This is a genomic window from Kribbella sp. NPDC050459, from assembly GCF_040655315.1.
Taxonomy (GTDB): Bacteria; Actinomycetota; Actinomycetes; order Propionibacteriales; family Kribbellaceae; genus Kribbella.
Map to the genome: position 1 here is coordinate 895385 of NZ_JBFAJQ010000001.1, position 16585 is coordinate 911969.

At 69.8% G+C, this 16585-nt stretch carries 15 protein-coding genes; 10 read left to right on the top strand and 5 right to left on the bottom strand.

Annotated features, from left to right (window positions below):
* Positions 1 to 74: 74 nt before the first annotated feature.
* Both ligA and AB0I12_RS04170 read right to left on the bottom strand, forming a co-directional pair.
* Positions 75 to 2063, bottom strand: coding sequence for an NAD-dependent DNA ligase LigA (gene ligA, locus AB0I12_RS04165; RefSeq protein ID WP_359924276.1), 1989 nt, complete (start codon positions 2061 to 2063; stop codon positions 75 to 77).
* A 68-nt stretch (positions 2064 to 2131) separates the two neighbouring features.
* Positions 2132 to 3724, bottom strand: coding sequence for a DHA2 family efflux MFS transporter permease subunit (locus AB0I12_RS04170; protein ID WP_359924279.1), 1593 nt, complete (start codon positions 3722 to 3724; stop codon positions 2132 to 2134).
* Positions 3725 to 3961: 237 nt separating this feature from the next.
* On the opposite strand from AB0I12_RS04170, the gene AB0I12_RS04175 reads away from it, so the two are divergent.
* The 10 genes from AB0I12_RS04175 to AB0I12_RS04220 all read left to right on the top strand — a co-directional run bounded on the left by AB0I12_RS04175 (position 3962) and on the right by AB0I12_RS04220 (position 14158).
* Positions 3962 to 5101 (top strand): CoA transferase, encoded by a 1140-nt coding sequence (locus AB0I12_RS04175; protein ID WP_359924281.1) that lies wholly within the window; start codon positions 3962 to 3964, stop codon positions 5099 to 5101.
* Between the two features lie 10 nt (positions 5102 to 5111).
* Complete coding sequence (locus tag AB0I12_RS04180; protein ID WP_359924284.1) at positions 5112 to 6131, top strand: LacI family DNA-binding transcriptional regulator; 1020 nt, start codon at positions 5112 to 5114, stop codon at positions 6129 to 6131.
* A 135-nt stretch (positions 6132 to 6266) separates the two neighbouring features.
* Positions 6267 to 7604 carry an extracellular solute-binding protein gene (locus tag AB0I12_RS04185; RefSeq protein WP_359924286.1) on the top strand — a complete coding sequence of 446 codons (1338 nt, stop codon included), beginning with the start codon at positions 6267 to 6269 and terminating at the stop codon, positions 7602 to 7604.
* Between the two features lie 10 nt (positions 7605 to 7614).
* Complete coding sequence (locus AB0I12_RS04190; RefSeq protein ID WP_359924289.1) at positions 7615 to 8574, top strand: sugar ABC transporter permease; 960 nt, start codon at positions 7615 to 7617, stop codon at positions 8572 to 8574.
* Entirely contained in the window at positions 8574 to 9473 is a 900-nt protein-coding gene (locus AB0I12_RS04195) for a carbohydrate ABC transporter permease (RefSeq protein WP_359924291.1), read from the top strand. Before AB0I12_RS04190 ends, AB0I12_RS04195 begins: the two co-directional genes overlap by 1 nt.
* A complete protein-coding gene (locus AB0I12_RS04200; RefSeq protein WP_359924294.1) occupies positions 9473 to 10567 on the top strand; it encodes a Gfo/Idh/MocA family oxidoreductase in 1095 nt (364 codons plus the stop codon). The genes AB0I12_RS04195 and AB0I12_RS04200 overlap by 1 nt, the downstream gene beginning before the upstream one ends.
* 27 nt (positions 10568 to 10594) lie before the next feature.
* Entirely contained in the window at positions 10595 to 11737 is a 1143-nt protein-coding gene (locus AB0I12_RS04205; RefSeq protein ID WP_359924296.1) for a CaiB/BaiF CoA-transferase family protein, read from the top strand.
* On the top strand, positions 11734 to 12855 hold the full coding sequence (locus AB0I12_RS04210; protein ID WP_359924299.1) for an extracellular solute-binding protein: 1122 nt from the start codon (positions 11734 to 11736) through the stop codon (positions 12853 to 12855). The genes AB0I12_RS04205 and AB0I12_RS04210 overlap by 4 nt, the downstream gene beginning before the upstream one ends.
* Positions 12852 to 13307, top strand: coding sequence for a MaoC/PaaZ C-terminal domain-containing protein (locus tag AB0I12_RS04215; RefSeq protein ID WP_359924301.1), 456 nt, complete (start codon positions 12852 to 12854; stop codon positions 13305 to 13307). Before AB0I12_RS04210 ends, AB0I12_RS04215 begins: the two co-directional genes overlap by 4 nt.
* The gene (locus tag AB0I12_RS04220) at positions 13304 to 14158 is read left to right on the top strand and encodes an amidohydrolase family protein (RefSeq protein ID WP_359924304.1); all 855 of its coding nucleotides are present in this window, start codon (positions 13304 to 13306) and stop codon (positions 14156 to 14158) included. The genes AB0I12_RS04215 and AB0I12_RS04220 overlap by 4 nt, the downstream gene beginning before the upstream one ends.
* Here the strand turns inward: AB0I12_RS04220 and AB0I12_RS04225 are convergent.
* The 3 genes from AB0I12_RS04225 to AB0I12_RS04235 form a co-directional block, all read right to left on the bottom strand.
* Positions 14115 to 14558 carry an SRPBCC family protein gene (locus AB0I12_RS04225; RefSeq protein ID WP_359924307.1) on the bottom strand — a complete coding sequence of 148 codons (444 nt, stop codon included), beginning with the start codon at positions 14556 to 14558 and terminating at the stop codon, positions 14115 to 14117. The two genes, AB0I12_RS04220 and AB0I12_RS04225, sit on opposite strands and share 44 nt — an antisense overlap.
* A complete protein-coding gene (locus AB0I12_RS04230; protein WP_359924310.1) occupies positions 14551 to 15528 on the bottom strand; it encodes a TIGR03557 family F420-dependent LLM class oxidoreductase in 978 nt (325 codons plus the stop codon). Before AB0I12_RS04230 ends, AB0I12_RS04225 begins: the two co-directional genes overlap by 8 nt.
* Positions 15529 to 15591: 63 nt before the next feature.
* Positions 15592 to 16584 carry an SDR family oxidoreductase gene (locus AB0I12_RS04235; RefSeq protein WP_359924313.1) on the bottom strand — a complete coding sequence of 331 codons (993 nt, stop codon included), beginning with the start codon at positions 16582 to 16584 and terminating at the stop codon, positions 15592 to 15594.
* Position 16585 lies beyond the last annotated feature (1 nt).

Consider the following 16585-nt stretch of genomic DNA (forward strand, 5'->3'; position numbering starts at 1 on the left):
CCTCGACGTCCGACCACCCTTTCCCGCCGGAGCGGCCGGGCGCCAGGGTGCTGTCAGGAACTGGACAGCGCGCGCTAACCGAGCAGGTCTGCCTGCTGGAGCTGGCGCCAGATCTCGGACTGGTCGACGACCTCGACGCCGAGCTTGTCCGCCTTCGTGAGCTTGGCGGCGCCGACGTCGGCGCCGGTGATCAGGTAGTCGGTGCTCGCCGAGACGGAGGAGGCGATCGTCGCGCCCGCCTTCTCGCAGAGCCGCTGGAAGGCGGGCCGGGCCACCTTCTCGCCGGAGCGCGGGTCGCTGATCGCGCCGGTGACGACGACGGTCTTGCCGGCCAGCGGCGCGCCGGCGGCGACGACCGGCGGCAGGTCCTCCTCGCGGACGTCGAGCGACACGCCGGCGGCGCGCAGCCGCTCGAGCTCGGGGTGCAGCCGGGTGAGGTGCTCGATCAGCGAGGCGGCGACCTTCGGGCCGATGTCGTCTACGGCGACCAGGCCGTCGACACCCGCGTCGGCGACCTCCTCGAGCGAGCCGAAGCCGGCCCGGCACAACCGGGCCGCGGTGCCCTCGGACGCCATCGGGATCGCGAGACCGATCAGCGCGCGGCGCAGGCCGACCTGCCGGCTGGTGTCGATCGACTCGATCATCCGGGCCGCCGAGATCTCGCCGATCCGGTCGAACTCCAGCAGCCCTTCGGCGGTCAGCCGGTAGAAGTCCGACGGGTTCTCCAGGATGCCGGCCTCGGCCAGCCGCTCGATCCAGACGCCGCCGATCGCGTCGATGTCGGCGGCCGCGCGGGACGCCCAGTGGATCAGGCGACGCACGGTCTGCGCCGGGCAGGAGACGTTGGTGCAGAACAGTTCGCGGCTGTTGCCCTGCTCGGTCAGCGGCTGGTCGCACGACGGGCAGGTGCTGGGCGGCACGATGTCGCGCTCCTGCCCGGTGCGCTTCGACGCGTCGAGCACGCCGGCCACGAACGGGATCACGTCACCGGCCCGGCGGACCAGCACCGTGTCGCCGATCTTGATGTCGCGGGCGCGGATCACCTCCTGGTTCGCCAGGGTGGCGCGGGTGACCGTCGTACCGCCGACGAAGACCGGCTCGAGCCAGGCGACCGGCGCGATCTTGCCGGTCTTGCCGACGTCCCAGACCACGTCGGCGAGCAGCGTGGTCTTCTCCTCGGCGGCGAACTTGAACGCCAGCGCGCCGCGGGGCGAACTCGACCGGGTGCCGGCGGCGGCGAAGGCGTCCCGATCGGCGAGCCGCAGCACGGCGCCGTCGAGGTCGTAGTCGAGCTCGTTGCGCTGCTGCTCGATCGTGGTGATCACCGCCTGCGCCGCGGTGGCGTCGTCGCAGTGGCGCATGTCGGCCACCGTGAACCCCATGGTCTGCAGCGCACGCTCGAGGTCGGCCTCGGCCTGGTCGCTGAGGAGGTCGAACGCCAGGAACTGCAGCCGGCGCTCGGCGACGGTGGCCGGGTCCTTCGCGCGCAACGTCCCGGCCGCCGCGTTCCGCGGGTTGATCAGCGGCTTGTCCGGATGTGCGGCGTTGTAAGCGGCGAAGGTGGAGCGCAACATGACCGCTTCACCGCGGACCTCGGTCCGGTCCGGCACGTCGAGGCGGTCCGGGACGCCGTCGGCGAGCGCGCGCACCAACGGGGTCACGTCGTCACCGGTGGTGCCGTCACCTCGCGTGACCGCCCGGGCGAGGCGCCCGTTCTCGTACACCAAAGCCAGGGACAGGCCGTCCAGCTTCGGCATCACGACCACCGGCTGGCCGGGGAAGCGGGCGAAGAACGCCTCGACCTGCTCGGGGCGGGTCGCCTTCTCCAGCGACAGCATCGGTCGCGAGTGCCGGACCGGCGCATGCAGCACCGCGGGCGCGCCGACCTGGTCCAGCGGGTTCGGGTCGGGGGTCAGCTCCGGGTTGGCCTGGACGAGCGCCCGCAGCTCGTCCTCGATCGCGTCGTACTCCGCGTCGGCGACCGACGGCGACCCGCGGTAATAGGCGTCACGCAGCACCACGATCCGATCGGCGAGGTCCTGAATCCGCTCCCCAATATCCACGCCAGGACCCTACCCGGGACGTCCGACAATCCGCGGGATCTCCTGTGCCGGGTGGGAATCGCCGGCGGTCACTCGATGACCGCGCTGCCCTCCGTCAGGTGGGTCTCCTCGCGTTTGCGGGGCAGCATCAATGCGGGGATCAGGGTCAGCACGACCAGCACCCACGCCACCCAGAACGTGCTCGCGAACGCGGCGGCGGCGTCGGCGAGGCCGCGGGCGAGCGCGACGGGATCCAGGTGCAGCGCGGCGATGATGACCGGGCGGGTGTTGGCCAGGATGGCGGCCTCGGTCTCGCGGAGCCCGTCGCCCAGCCCGGGGATCTGGTCCGTCCCGGGGATGATCGGCGAGTCGTTGAGGTGGTTGGTGAGGATGACCGACATCGTCGCGACCCCGCACGACGACGCGATCTGCTGGGTGATGTTCAGCAACGTCGAGCCGCGTGCCACCTGGGGCCCGGCCAGCGTCCGCAGCGCCGACGTGAACAGCGGCATCATCGTGCCGCCCATCCCGAAGCCCATCACGACCAGCATCACGATGATGACGCCGTACGGCGTCGTCGCGGTCAGCTGCGTCAGGCCGAACATGCCGATCACGATCAGCCCGAGCCCGAACGGCACGATCCGGCCCACCGGCACCTTGTCGACCAGCCGTCCCGCGATCGGCATCGTCACCATCGCGCCGAGCCCCTGCGGCGCGACCAGCAGACCGGCCTGCAGCGTCGACTCGCCGCGGATCTGCTGGAAGTACGTCGGCACCAGGAGCAGCCCGCCGAAGAAGGCGGCCGCGAACAGGAACATCGTCACGATCGACACCGTGAGGTTGCGGTCCTTGAACAGCCTCAGGTCGAGCAGCGGATGTTTCGGCCGGAACGAGTGCCAGACGAACGCCGCCATCAGCAGCAGCCCGACCAGGATCGAGACCCACACCCGCGGCGCACCGAAGTCACCGTTCTCGGCGGGCAGCGACGACACGCCGAACAGGAACAACGCCAGCCCGGGCGACATCAGCAGGACCCCGACGACGTCCAGGGTCTCCGAGCGGTGCGGCGTGTCCCGCTGCAGCGCGAACCAGGCGTAGACGATCGCGATCACGCCGAGCGGGACGTTGATCAGGAAGATCCAGTGCCAGCTCGCCACCTGGATCAGCCAGCCGCCCAGGATCGGGCCGAGGATCGGGCCGAGCAGCATCGGGACGCCGAGGATGGCCATCAGCCGGCCCATCCGGTGCGGTCCGGCGGCGCGCGTCATGATCGTCATGCCGAGCGGCATCAGCATGCCGCCGCCGAGACCCTGCAGGACCCGGAACGCGATCAGCATGTTGATGCTGGTCGCGGTGGCGCACAGCGCGGAGCCGGCGGTGAACAGGAAGATCGCCATCATGTACAGCCGCTTGGTGCCGAACCGGTCGGCGGCCCAGCCGGTCAACGGGATCACCGTCGCCAGCGCGAGCGTGTACGCCGTGACCGTCCAGGCGACCGTCGAGTAGGAGACCGGACTCTCGGGCGTGCCGAACTCGTCCTGGAACGTCGGCAGCGCGACGTTGACCACGGTGATGTCGAGGATCGACATGATCGCGCCCAGCACCACGACGCCGGCCACCTTCAGGACCGCGGCGTCGATGTGGTCGGGATACTCGGAACGGGTCGCTGCTGGATCGCTCACGGTCTGGCCCCCCTCGCACGATGCGCTCTGTGCAGACACTACGCCCGTCGCCCCACCCCGTGGCTAGCTTTTCCTCCGGTCCGACTTTGTGCACCAGATCCGTACGCCGGGCGCCTCGCCGTACGGATCTGGTGCACAGAGTGGCGTTGAAGGGGGTCGGTTGCTGTGGGGGTGGGGGTGGTTTAGGGTTGCGCAAACGATTGAGCAGGGCTGGTGAGGGAGGGGGGTGGCGGGGTGGTGGGGCTTCCGTTGGCGGGGGTGGTGGTGCTGGATTTCAGTCAGTTTCTGGCGGGGCCGGTGGCGGCGCTGCGGCTTGCCGATCTCGGCGCCCGGGTGGTCAAGGTCGAGCGGCCGGTGACCGGGGAGATCGGTCGCACGCTGGCGTTCGCGGGACGGTGGGCGGACGAAGACACGGTCTCGTTCCACGCGATGAACCGGAACAAGGAGGCGGTCGTCGCCGATCTCAAGGACCCCGGCGAACTCGAGCTGGTCCGGGGGCTCGTGGCGCGGGCCGACGTACTCATCCACAACTTCCGGCCAGGGGTCATGGAGCGGCTGGGCCTCGACTACGAGTCGGTACGGGCGCTCAATCCGGGCCTCGTGTACGCGGCCGCGTCCGGGTACGGCGCCGACGGCCCGTGGGCCGATCGCCCGGGACAGGACCTGCTCGCGCAATCCGTGTCGGCTCTCGCCTGGGTCGGCGGCGGCGACCGGCCCGTGACCGTCGGGCTCTCGCTGGCCGACCATCTGATGAGCTGCCACCTCGCCGAGGGCGTCACGGCACTGCTCGTCCGGAAGCTGCGCACCGGCCGCGGCGGCCTGATCGAGACGAGCCTCCTCGAAGGCATGCTCGACCTGCAGTTCGAGCGGCTCACCGCCTGCCTCAACCCTCCGGCGACCGACCCGCCCCCACCGGATCTCGTCCTGCCGTCCGCCCTCTACGCGACGGCCGACGGCCACCTGGCCATCGCGCCGACCCGCCCGAAGACCCTTTTCCGCGCCCTGCGCGCACCAGCCGGGATGGAGGTCGGCGGCGTGGAACAGGTCGGTCGGTGGGTTGCGGAGCGGCTGGCGGTGGGGCGTACCGCGGACTGGGTCGAGATGTTGGGTGCCGCCGGGGTCGACTGTGTGCCGTTGCGGACGCTGGACGAGGTGATCGGGTCGGCGGAGTTTGCTGCGGTCGGGATGACACAGGTCGTCGAGCGGGAGCCGGCCGAGCCGGGTGGTGAGCCGCTTCGGTTGACGACAACTCGGAGTCCGATCCGGATCGACGGCCAGGTGCTCCGGGCCGGCCGATCTGCCCCGCGGCTCGGAGCCCAGGGCCGGCTGCGTGACGGTGCGGACCCGCTCGCCGCCGATCCGCCGATTGCTCAGTAGGGTGTGGAGCATGGCGACTCTGGGTGACGTTGCTGCCCGTGCCGGGGTGTCGATCTCCGCTGTGTCCCGGGTGCTGAGCGACGCGCCGGACTCGCGGGTGAGCGCGGCCACCCGGCAGCGGATCGTCGACGCGGCGCGGGAGTTGCAGTACCGGCCGAACTTCGCGGGCCGGGCGCTCAAGTCGGCGCGGACGCAGGTCGTCGGGCTGGTCGTACCGGACATCACCAACGCGCTGTTCACCGAGCTCATGCACGGCGCGGAGGACGAGGCGACCGAGCGCGGGTACACCGTGCTGCTCGGGCGCTCGGACGACGTACGGCCGGGTGGTGAGGTGATCGCGCGCCTGATCGGCGAAGGCCGCGTGGACGGTATGGCGCTGCAGGTCGGTGACGCGGTGCTGCCCGCGGGTCTCCAGGACCTGCTCACCACACACGCGCCGATCGTGCTGGTCAACTCGTCCAGTCCGGGCTACGTCGGCTCGGTCACGCTGGACGATCACCATGGTGCGCTGATCGCGACCCAGCATCTGCTCGAGTTGGGGCATGAGCGGATCGCGTTCGCGAACGGGTTGCCGCGATCGTTCACCGCGAAGCGGCGGCGCACGGGGTACAAGCTCGCGCTCACAACCGCCGGCGTGCGGGTGCCGAAGGAGTACGAAACCAGGGTCGGCTACACCGTGGACAACGGGCGTACGGCGTTGCATCGGCTGATGGCGCTGGAGCCGAGGCCGACGGCGATCGTGGTGGCCAACGTGAACGCCGCTGTCGGCCTACTGGCGGAGGCGCGCAAGGCGGGGATCCGGGTGCCGGAGGACCTGTCCGTGGTGACCGTGCACGACTCGTGGACCGCCGAGAACACCTGGCCGCCGTTGACCGCGGTCAAGATGCAGTTCTACACGGTCGGTCGTACGGCGGTGCGCAGCGTCATCCGGCGGATCGAGACCGGCGAGACCTCCGACGAGGTGGTCACCGACCCGCCGCCGGAACTCGTCGTCCGCGAGTCCACCGCGCCGCCACGCCGTACCAGCTGACCGGCCGGGTTCGCGTCAGGGGGTTCTGTTGCGGTGGCGCAAAAGTCCGTGCTCAAACGATTGACCAGTCTCGCCGTCGCCGTCTAGCGTTCTGCTCCAACGTTTGAGCAGGTGGGGCACGCGAAGGAGTCCGTCATGAAGTCACCCGGTTCTCGTCCCGGGACAGTGCGCACGCTGGCTGTCGCGACCGTCGCCTGTGCGGCGGCGCTGCTGACCGCGTGCGGCTCGTCGGCCGGCGGCGCCGGCGCGGATGTCAAGCAGACCGACTCCGGCGGCGCGATCACCGTCTGGGTCGACCCGCCGCGGGTGCCGGCCGCGAAGGCGTTCCAGCAGGCGCATCCCGAGATCAAGGTGACGCTGAACCAGATCGACGGGACCGTCGGCGGCAAGTCGCTGCAGCAGCAGTTCGCGCAGTTCAACCAGGCCGGCAAGGGCTGGCCGGACGCGATCTTCTTCCCGTCGAACGACGACATCGCCTGGGCGTCGGGCGCCCAGGTCAACTACACCGCCGACCTCACCGACCTGGTGCCCGACGTGATCAAGGGCTACGAGGACGCCGTCATCGCGCCCTGCACGATCGACGGAAAGATCCGCTGCCTGCGCAACGACGCCGCGCCCGACATCTTCTGGTACAACAAGGCGTTCTTCACCCAGTACGGCTACCAGGTCCCGAAGACCTGGGAGGAGTACGGCGACCTCGCGCTGCGGATCGCGAAGGAGCACCCCGGCAAGCTCAGCGGCTTCACCGGCGACGCATACGCGCCCGACCGGTACCTGTGGGCCTCCGGCTGCCCGACGAACGCCCGCAAGTCCGAGACCGAGGTGCACGTCGACCTGACCGACCCGAAGTGCGTGCGCGCGAAGGACCTGCTGGCGAAACTCGTGCAGGCCAAGGCGGTCTCGACCCTCGGCATTTTCGACGCCGACGCCGCGAAAGCCGGCAAGGATCTGGTGATGAGCCCGGGCGCCGCCTGGTGGGGCGACTACCTGTTCCGGCAGTCCTGGAAGATCCCGGCCGGCCAGATGACCGGTGTCGCGCCGCTGACCTGGCAAGGCGAGGACAAGCCCGCGACCGGCAACGAGGGCGGCGGCCTGTGGGGTTTCTCGCGGCACATCACCGGCAAGCAGCTGGAGAACACGCTGATCTTCGCGAAGTTCGTTGCCACGGACCCCAGGTGGCAGGTCGAGCTGTCGACCGGTCTACCGGCGTACGGCCCGGTGCAGGACGCGTGGATCGCGAAGCAGACCAAGGGGAAGTACTTCGCCGACAACGCGACGACGTTCGCCGCGATGAAGGGCGCGAACGCCTACGTCCAGCCGGATCACTCGTACCTGCTCTACAACACGGGCAGCGTCTGGACCGAGACGATGGCCGCCGGCCTGGCGTCGGGGAAGACCGTCGACCAGGCCTGGACCGGGTTCAACGACGAACTCCTCAAGCAGGCCAAGGCCATGGGCTACACGGTCAAGTAGGGGTACGCCGATGACAACCGCCCTGATGGACGAGCGCAGCACCGGCCTCCAGGTGCCGAGCACCCGGCGGCCGAAGGCGTCCAGGTCGAGCGAGACCCGCGGAGCCTGGCTCCTGCTGTCGCCGTACGCCGTCCTGCTGCTCGTCGGCGGCATCGTACCGGTGGGGTACGCCGTCAAGACCGCTCTGGAGAAGCCGCCGACACCGCTGGACCCGAGCACCGGGTTCGGCGGCGTCACGAGCTTCAAGACGGTGTTCACCGACTACCGCTTCGTCGACACGTTCCAGAACGTGCTGGCGACGCTGGTGATCTGGCTGCCGATCATGATGATCGGCATCGTCGGGCTGGCGCTGCTGATCCACGCCAGTCCCGGACGGTTCGGCTCGGCGATGCGGTTCGTGTACTACATCCCCGGCGCGCTGGCCGGGATCGCGAACTTCGTCCTCTGGGTGTACCTGCTCAACCCGGGGCAGTCGCCGATCGAGGGCTTGTGGCACGCGATCGGCGTCGACACGATCAAGCAGGCCGTCGCCGCGCCCGGGCAGCTGCCGTTCGTGCTCACCGCGATGATGTTCTTCCAGGGCGTCGGCTCCTGGATCGTCGTCGTGAACGGCGGGCTGAACGGCATCCCCGACGAGATCTTCGAGGCGGCCGCGCTGGACGGTGCGAACGCGTGGCAGCTCGCCTGGCACGTGAAGCTGCCGATCATCCGGCCGTGGATCGGGTACGCCGCCCTGATGAACCTCGCGTACGGCTTCCAGCTCTTCCTCGAACCGCAGCTGCTGGACCAGGTGGCGAGCAACGCACTGCCCGACCAGTGGACGCCGACGCAGCTCGGGTACGCCTTCGCGTTCAGCAACTACAACTTCCCGGCCGCGGCGGCGATGTCGCTGATCCTGCTCGTGATCACGCTCGGCATCGGGCTGCTGATCGTGTTCCGCAGCGGGCTGTTCGGCGAGGAGGACAGCTGATGATCGAGAACTGGAGCGCGGGCCGCCTGGCGCGCGTGGTGTCGATGCTGTTCGTCGCCGCGATCTTCCTGGTGCCGATCGCCGGCTTCGTCGCGATGGCCTTCCGGTCGAACGACGGCGTCGAGGCCGGCAGCGGGGGAGTCCTCGGCCTCGGGGACATTGCCTGGAGCAACGTCCGGTACAGCTGGTCGCAGGTCAACGGCTTCGGCCCCGAGGGCGGCCTGTTCACCCGCTGGCTGACGAACTCGCTGATCGTCGCCGGCGGCGGTGCGATCCTCGCCGTGGTCGCGGCGCTGCCGGCCGGCTACGCGATGGCGCGGCTGCGGTTCCGGGCCCGCCGGGCGGTGCTGCTGATCACGCTGGTCACGATGGTGATGCCGAACACGGTGCTGGTGATCCCGCTGTTCCTGGAGGTGAACGCGGTCGGCGCGGTCGGGCAGCTCTGGCCGGTCGCGCTGATCATGGGGTTCTTCCCGTTCGGCGTGTACCTGTCCTACATCCACTACCTGACCACGATGCCGAAGGAACTCGTCGAGGCCGCCCGGCTGGACGGGCTCGGCGAGGTGTCGGTGTTCTGGTGGATCGGCCTGCGGATCTCCAAGCAGGTCGTCGTCCTGGTCGCCTTCTTCGCGTTCGTCGCGAACTGGACGAACTTCTTCCTGCCGCTGGCCTTGCTGTCCTCGAACCAGCAGAACCAGACCGTGTCGATCGGTCTGCAGCAACTGATCGGAGCGAGCCCGTTGTTCAACCCGACCGTGGCCGCCGGCCTGGACGTGAAGCTCTACATGCCTCAGCTGGCGCTCGCGACGTTCATCTCGATGCTGCCGCTGCTGGCCGTGTTCCTCGGCGCGCAGCGCTTCCTCATCCGCGGTGAGACGGTCGGGGCGGTGAAGGGCTGATGACCGGCCTGCCCGAGTTCTCGCCGCACCCCGGCTACACCCTGGAGCGGCCGGCGAACCCGCGCCCGATCGTGATCGTCGGCGCCGGCGGCATCGTGCGCGACGCCCACCTGCCCGCGTACAGCAGGGCGGGTTTCCCGGTCGCGAGCATCACAGACCTCCGGCTCGACCGCGCGCAGACCCTCGCCGCCAAGTACGCCGTACCTGAGGCGTACGACGATGTTGCTGTCGCCGTCGCCGCCGCGCCGGACGACGCGGTCTACGACATCGCCCTCCCGCCCGAGGCTCACCTCGAGGTCCTCGAACAGCTGCCCGACGGCGCGGCAGTATTGCTCCAGAAACCGCTGGGCAACCATCTGACGGAAGGCATCAGGACCCGCGAGGTCTGCCGCCGCAAGGGCCTGGTCGCGGCGGTCAACACCCAGTTGCGGTTCGCGCCGTACGTCGCGGTCGCGCGCAAGCTGATTGCCGACGGCATCATCGGTGAGCTGTACGACGTCGAGGTCCGCATCTCCGTCCGGACGCCGTGGGAGATGTTCCCGTACGTCCTCGAGCTCGACCGGCTCGAGATCAACATGCACAGCGTCCACTACCTCGATCTGGTCCGCTCGTTCCTCGGCGATCCGACCGGCGTGTCCGCGGTCACCGTGCGGCATCCGTCGAAGTCGCACGCCAACAGCCGCTCGGACATCGCGCTGACGTACGGCGACCGGCCGCTGCGGGTCGTGGTGTCGACGAACCACGATCACCACTTCGGCGAGCGGTACGAGGAGAGCTACGTCAAGTGGGAGGGCACGAAGGGCGCCGTACGGGTGCAGCTCGGTCTCCTGCTGGACTACCCGCGCGGCGGCGAGGATCGGCTCGAACTGGTCACCGACGACAGGCTCGCGGAGGGCTGGCGGCCGGTGCCGTTCGACGGGTCGTGGTTCCCGGACGCGTTCATCGGCTCGATGGGCGTGGTGCAGCGCTACCTGGACGGGTCGATCCCGTCGCTGCCCACGTCGGTGGAGGACGTCTTCCGCACGATGGCCGTCGTCGAGGCGGCCTACACGTCCGCCGCGAACGGCGGCGAGCCACCGCCGTACGACGCCTGAACTACGACCTGAGAGGACCGACGAGTGGTGACGGATCTACCCCTGACCGGGGTCACCGTGCTCGACTTCAGCCAGTTCCTGGCCGGGCCGGTAGCGGCGCTGCGCCTCGCCGACCTGGGCGCGCGGGTGATCAAGATCGAGCGCCCCGGCAACGGTGACGCCGGTCGGCAGCTGGCCTTCGCCGGCCGGACGGTCGACGGCGACAGCATGTCGTTCCACGCGATGAACCGGAACAAGGAGAGCATCGTCGCCGACCTGAAGGACCCGGCCGGCCTGGCCCGGGTCCGGGCGCTGGTCGCGACCGCCGATGTGCTGGTCTCGAACTTCCGCCCGGGCGTGATGGAACGCCTCGGCCTCGACTACGAGACGGTCCGCCGGATCAACCCGGGCATCGTGTACGGCAGCGTCAGCGGGTACGGCGACACCGGCCCGTTCAAGGATCGCCCCGGGCAGGATCTGCTCGCCCAGTCGATCGCCGGACTGCCCTGGCTGAACGGTTCCCGCGACGATCCGCCGGTGCCCGTCGGGCTGGCGGTCGCCGATCACCTGGCCAGCTGTCACCTCGCGCAGGGCATCACCGCCCTGCTCGTACGGCGCTTCCGCACCGGTCGGGGCGGGCACGCGCAGACGAGCCTGCTGGAGGCCCTGCTCGATCTCGAGTTCGAGCTGCTGACGACGCGGCTCAACGATCCGTCGATCGAGGTCCGACGGAAGGGAATCCGGTCGGCGCACGCGTTCCTCCCGGCGCCGTACGGCATCTATCCGACCAGCGACGGGTACCTGGCGATCGCGATGAACCCGGTGCCGACGATCGGCCGGCTGCTCGACCTGCCGGACGTGACCGCGATGACCGATCCACAGTCGTGGTGGGACCGCCAGGAGGAGATCGAGGACCTGCTGTCGGAGCGGCTCAGCACCCGCACGCGCGACGAGTGGCTGGCCGTGCTGGACGCCGAGGACATCTGGTGCGCGCCGGTCCTGACGCTGGACGAGCTCGTCGGGCACGAAGGCTTCCGGGCGATCGCGATGACGCAGCAGCTGCGGCGGGACGGTCTCGACCTGACGACGACCCGCAGCCCGATCCGGATCGACGGGCAGCGGCTGACCGACTCGCGACCGGCGCCCCGCTTGGGTGAGCACGATCCGGTCGACGTGGAGGAGATCGTATGACGACGCTGCGGGGCATGACGTGGCAGCATCCGCGCGGGTACGACTGCCAGGTCGCCGCGGCGAAGGACTACGCCCGGCGTACCGGCGTCGACGTGCAGTGGGAGTACCGGTCGCTCCAGGCTTTCGCCGACGGGCCGATCGCGGGTCTCGCCGCGCGGTACGACCTGCTCGTCATCGACCATCCGCACGTCCCGCTGGCGGCCGGACTGCTGGCGCCGCTGGACGGGGCCGGGCACGACGCGGAGCTGGCAGCGCTGGCGGCCGATGCCGTGGGCAACAGTCATGCGTCGTACGCGCACGACGGGCACCAGTACGGTCTGGCCACCGACTCCGCTGCGCAGGTCGCGGTCCACCGGCCGGATCTGCTGCCGGCGCCGCCGGCCGACTGGGACGGCGTCCTCGAGCTGGCCGGCGAAGGCCGGGTGCTCTGGCCCGCGAAGCCGATCGACGCGTACTCGACGCTGTGCACGCTCGCGGCCAACCGCGGTACGCCGGTCGCGGCCGAGCCCGGGCGCTTCCTCGCCGAGGACGACGCGGGCGCCGTCCTCGACCTGATGCACCGGCTCGCGGAGCGGGTACCTGACTGGTGCCTCGAAGCGAATCCGATCGAGGTCGCCGAGGCGCTGGCGCGCGAGGAGCGCTGGGCGTACGCGCCGCTCGCGTACGGATACACGAACTATTCGCGGCGCGGCTTCCGGCCGTACCGGCTCAAGTACGTCGACATTCCGGCCGGGCCGCGCGGCGTCGCGGGATCGCAGCTCGGCGGAGCGGGCATCGCGGTCTCGGCGTACAGCAAGAAGCTTGACGCGGCCCGCGCGTACGCCGTGTGGCTGGCGTCGCCGGAGGTCCAGTCGGGGGTGTACTACGACGCCGGTGGACAGCCCGGGTACGCCGCGTCGTGGGACGACGACCGGCTGAACGACGACTCGTGGGACTTCTTCCGAGGCACCCGGCAGACGCTGGAAGGTGCGTGGGTGCGGCCCCGCACGGCCGGCTACATGGAGTTCCAGGACGTCGTCTCGCCGTGGGTCACCGCGACCCTGCGGGGCGAGTCGACCGACACGGAGCTGGTACGGCGCGCGAACGCACTGGCCGAACGACTGCTGGGGGATCGATGAAGGTTGCGGACCGCTGGTTCGAGGACCACGAGATCGGGGAGACCCGGACGACCGTCGGGCGGACGATCACCGAGGCCGACATCGTGCTGCACGCCGGCCAGACCGGTGACTTCTTCCCGCACCACCTGGACGCCGAGTGGATGGCGACCCAGCCGGCCGGGCAGCGGATCGCGCACGGCACACTGATCCTGTCGGTCGCCGTCGGCATGACCGCGGGCGACATCAATCCACGGTCGATGTCCTACGGGTACGACAAGATCCGGTTCATCAAGCCGGTGTTCATCGGCGACACCATCACGGTGACCGCGGTGATCGCCGAGAAGTCCGACCACCGGCGCACACCCGAGACCCACGGGTACGTTCACGAGCAGGTCAGCGTGACCAACCAGCGCGGCGAGACCGTGCTCGTCCTCACCCATCTCTACCTGGTCGACAAGCGAGGTCAGGCATGATCATCGACGCCCACCAGCACGTGTGGGATCTGGTCCGCTCGCCGTACGCGTGGCTCGGACCGCAGGTGCCGCAGTGGAACCGCACGTTCACCTTCGAGGAACTGCGGCCGCACCTGGTCCGCAACGGTGTCGATGCGACCGTGCTGGTCCAGTCGGACGACCACGACGGCGACACCGATCTGATGCTGGAGGTGGCGGATCGGCACCCGGAGGTCGCGGCGATCGTGGCATACGTGCCGCTCGACCGGCCGGACGTCGCGGCGGACCGTCTCGCGCAGCTGCGGAAGGATCCTCGCGTCGTCGGGATCCGCAACCTCATCCACGACATCCCCGACCCGGACTGGATCCTACGGCCCGACGTGGACGAGGGTCTCGGCGTCCTCGAGCGCGCGGGCGTGACGTTCGACTACGTCGCCGTCCTTCCGCGGCATCTCGAACACGTCCCGACGCTGTCGGAGCGGCATCCCGGGCTGCGGATCGTCATCGACCACCTCGCGAAGCCGCCGATCGGCGAGGCCGGCCGCGAACCGTGGTGGAGCCTGATCGAGACTGCAGCGGAGAACCCGCTGGTGCACGCGAAGCTCTCCGGTGTCTATCCCGGGGATCGGGAGTCGATCCAGCCGTTCGTCGACCGGGCCCTCGACGTCTTCGGCCCCGGCCGGCTGATGTACGGCGGCGACTGGCCGATCTCGACGGCCGCGGGCGGCTACGACCAGGTGTTCGAGGGCTTGACCGCGGCGCTGTCCGGACTCTCGGACGACGACCGTGAACAGATCTACTCCGCCACCGCCCGGCGCTTCTACCGGATCACGACCGTTCCGTCGGCGGGTGCTGTTCGAACGACGTCTTGATGTCGGCCAGGGCCTGTTCGAGTTCGCGATCGACGTCCGTGGCGGCGGTGGTGTCCAGCTGGACGGTGAGTTTCGACGTACCGTCGGCGACGAAGTCCACGGCCAGTTCGCCGCGGTAGGCGTGCGGCCCCTCGATCTGCCAGCGGAGGATGCGGTCTTCGTCGAGGACGTCGATCCAGCCGTCGCGGTGATCGTCGCCGGCGGTGACGTCGACCTCTTCGTGCACCGCCTGGTGCGGCCGGCGTGCTTCGGGGCCCTGCGCCTCGACAGGCATCGCCTCGGTACGCCGCAGCGAGGTCAGCCACGGCAGGTAGTCGGGGAGATGGTCCAGGTCGGACAGCCGGTCGAACAGGACGTTCGGCGCGACGTCGACGGTGGTCCAGGCTTGGTGGCTAGTCATGGGACTGCTCCTTGCGGAGACGGAGTTCGGGGAGGACCTCGGTGCGGTAGAGATTCATCATGTCGACGCTGTGCGGGCCCATGTTCGCGACGTACACCTCGTCGAACCCGGCGTCGACGTACGGCGTGAACGCCTCGACGTGGGTCTCGGCCTTCGGCCCGCAGGCGACCGACTGCGCGGTGGACTCCTTCGTGACCAGCTCACTGGCCTGCTCGAAGTGCCGTGGGGAGGGGAGGACCTGGGCGAGTTCGCCGGGAAGACCGGAGTTGCGCCAGATCCGGTGCGCCTGCTCGACGCCCTCGTCCTCGGTCGGTGCGTAACCCACCTTGAACCCGGCCTGCGCCGGCTTGTCGAGGCCGCCGTGGTCGCGGAACCGCCGGAGCAGGTCCCGGTCGGGCGACGTCGTGATGTACCCGTCGGCGATCCGCGCCGCGACATCGGTTGCCTCGGGCCCGAATCCGGACATGTAGATCGGCAGCGGGTCCGGCGGCCGGGTGTAGATCCGCGCGGTGTCGACGGTGTAGTGCTTGCCGTGGTGGTTCACGAACCCGTCCTCGGTCCACAACCGGCGCATGATCTCGACCGCTTCCTCGAGCATCTCCAGCCGTACGTCGAGACTCGGCCAGACCGATCCGAGGATGTGCTCGTTGAGCGCCTCGCCGGTCCCGACGCCGAGCGTGAACCGCCCGTTCAGCAGGACCGCGCTGGTCGCCGCCGCCTGGGCGATCACGGCCGGATGGATCCGCACGGTCGGACAGGTGACCGCGGTCGTCACCGGCAGCTCGCACACCCGGGAGACCGCGCCGATCGTCGACCAGACGAACGCGCTCTCGCCCTGCTCGTCGTTCCACGGATGGAAGTGGTCACTGATCCACAAGGCGTCGAACCCGGCCTCCTCGGCCATCCGTGCCTGCTCGATCAGCTCCGCCGGCGTGTACTCCTCGCTGGACAGGAAATATCCGATCTTCACGCGCACCTCCGCGTCGTCGCTTACCTTTCGGGTGCCCGATGCGGCGTTCTCCAATCAGCTCCGCTACCGCCGGCCCCGGGCGAAGTACAGGGTCGCCGCGGTGACCCCGGCCGCTGCCGCGGCGATCAGGCCGCGATGCCTCGACGCCCACATCTGGTAGCTGCGCGCCGACGAGCGCTCGTCGAAGGCTCCGTGCGCGCCGTAGTCCCGACTGCGGTCGTCGGCCGGACCCCACAGGTTCGCGGCCTGTTCGTTGGGCATGTTCGTCTGCTGTGACTTGTAGCCGGTCCGGCCGAGGTAGTGGTCCAGCAGGCCCGGCGCGAACTTGTTGGCGATCAAGGTCGCGGCGGTCGGCGCGCCCACCCAGTACTCGCGCCGGCGCGGATGGTCCGCGGCGTAAAGGATCGCGTCCGCGGCCACCTCGGGCTGGAAGATCGGCGGCACCGGCTGCGGGTGTTTCGGCAGTCTGGACAGCACCCAGGAGAACTGAGGGGTGTTGACGGCCGGCAGTTGGACCATGGTCACGCGCACCCGGGACTTGTCGTGCAGCAGTTCGCAGCGCAGCGAATCGTGGAAGCCCTGGATCGCGTGCTTCGCCCCGCAGTACACCGATTGCAGCGGGATCCCGCGGTAGGACAGTGCCGAGCCGATCTGCACGATCGTACCGTGGTCGCGCGGTTTCATCCGCGTGAGCGCCGCCCTGGTCCCGTAGACGTACCCGAGGTAGGTGACCTCGGTGGCGCGCTTGAACTCGCTCGGCTCGATCTCCAGGAACGGCGCGAACACCGAGGTGAAGGCAACGTTCACCCAGACGTCGATCGGGCCGAGCTCCTTCTCGACCTGATCTGCGGCGGCCTCGACCCGGGCGGCGTCGGAGACGTCGACCGGGATCGGCAACGGCGTTCCACCGGCCTCGGTCACGTCCCGCGCGGCGGCCTGCAGGCCGGTCTCCCCGCGCGCCAGGAGCGCGATCTTGGCGCCGCGCCGCGCGAACGCGACCGCGGTCGCCCGGCCGACGCCTGCGCTCGCCCCGGTCACCACAACAACCTGTTCCATC

Bases quoted from the DNA above. Each gene is read 5' to 3' on its own strand.
- AB0I12_RS04180 (WP_359924284.1), top strand. From the start codon at position 5,112: ATGGCGACTCTGGGTGACGTTGCTGCCCGTGCCGGGGTGTCGATCTCC.
- AB0I12_RS04185 (WP_359924286.1), top strand. From the start codon at position 6,267: ATGAAGTCACCCGGTTCTCGTCCCGGGACAGTGCGCACGCTGGCTGTC.
- AB0I12_RS04190 (WP_359924289.1), top strand. From the start codon at position 7,615: ATGACAACCGCCCTGATGGACGAGCGCAGCACCGGCCTCCAGGTGCCG.
- AB0I12_RS04195 (WP_359924291.1), top strand. From the start codon at position 8,574: ATGATCGAGAACTGGAGCGCGGGCCGCCTGGCGCGCGTGGTGTCGATG.
- AB0I12_RS04200 (WP_359924294.1), top strand. From the start codon at position 9,473: ATGACCGGCCTGCCCGAGTTCTCGCCGCACCCCGGCTACACCCTGGAG.
- AB0I12_RS04210 (WP_359924299.1), top strand. From the start codon at position 11,734: ATGACGACGCTGCGGGGCATGACGTGGCAGCATCCGCGCGGGTACGAC.
- AB0I12_RS04215 (WP_359924301.1), top strand. From the start codon at position 12,852: ATGAAGGTTGCGGACCGCTGGTTCGAGGACCACGAGATCGGGGAGACC.
- AB0I12_RS04220 (WP_359924304.1), top strand. From the start codon at position 13,304: ATGATCATCGACGCCCACCAGCACGTGTGGGATCTGGTCCGCTCGCCG.
- AB0I12_RS04225 (WP_359924307.1), bottom strand. From the start codon at position 14,558: ATGACTAGCCACCAAGCCTGGACCACCGTCGACGTCGCGCCGAACGTC.
- AB0I12_RS04235 (WP_359924313.1), bottom strand. From the start codon at position 16,584: ATGGAACAGGTTGTTGTGGTGACCGGGGCGAGCGCAGGCGTCGGCCGG.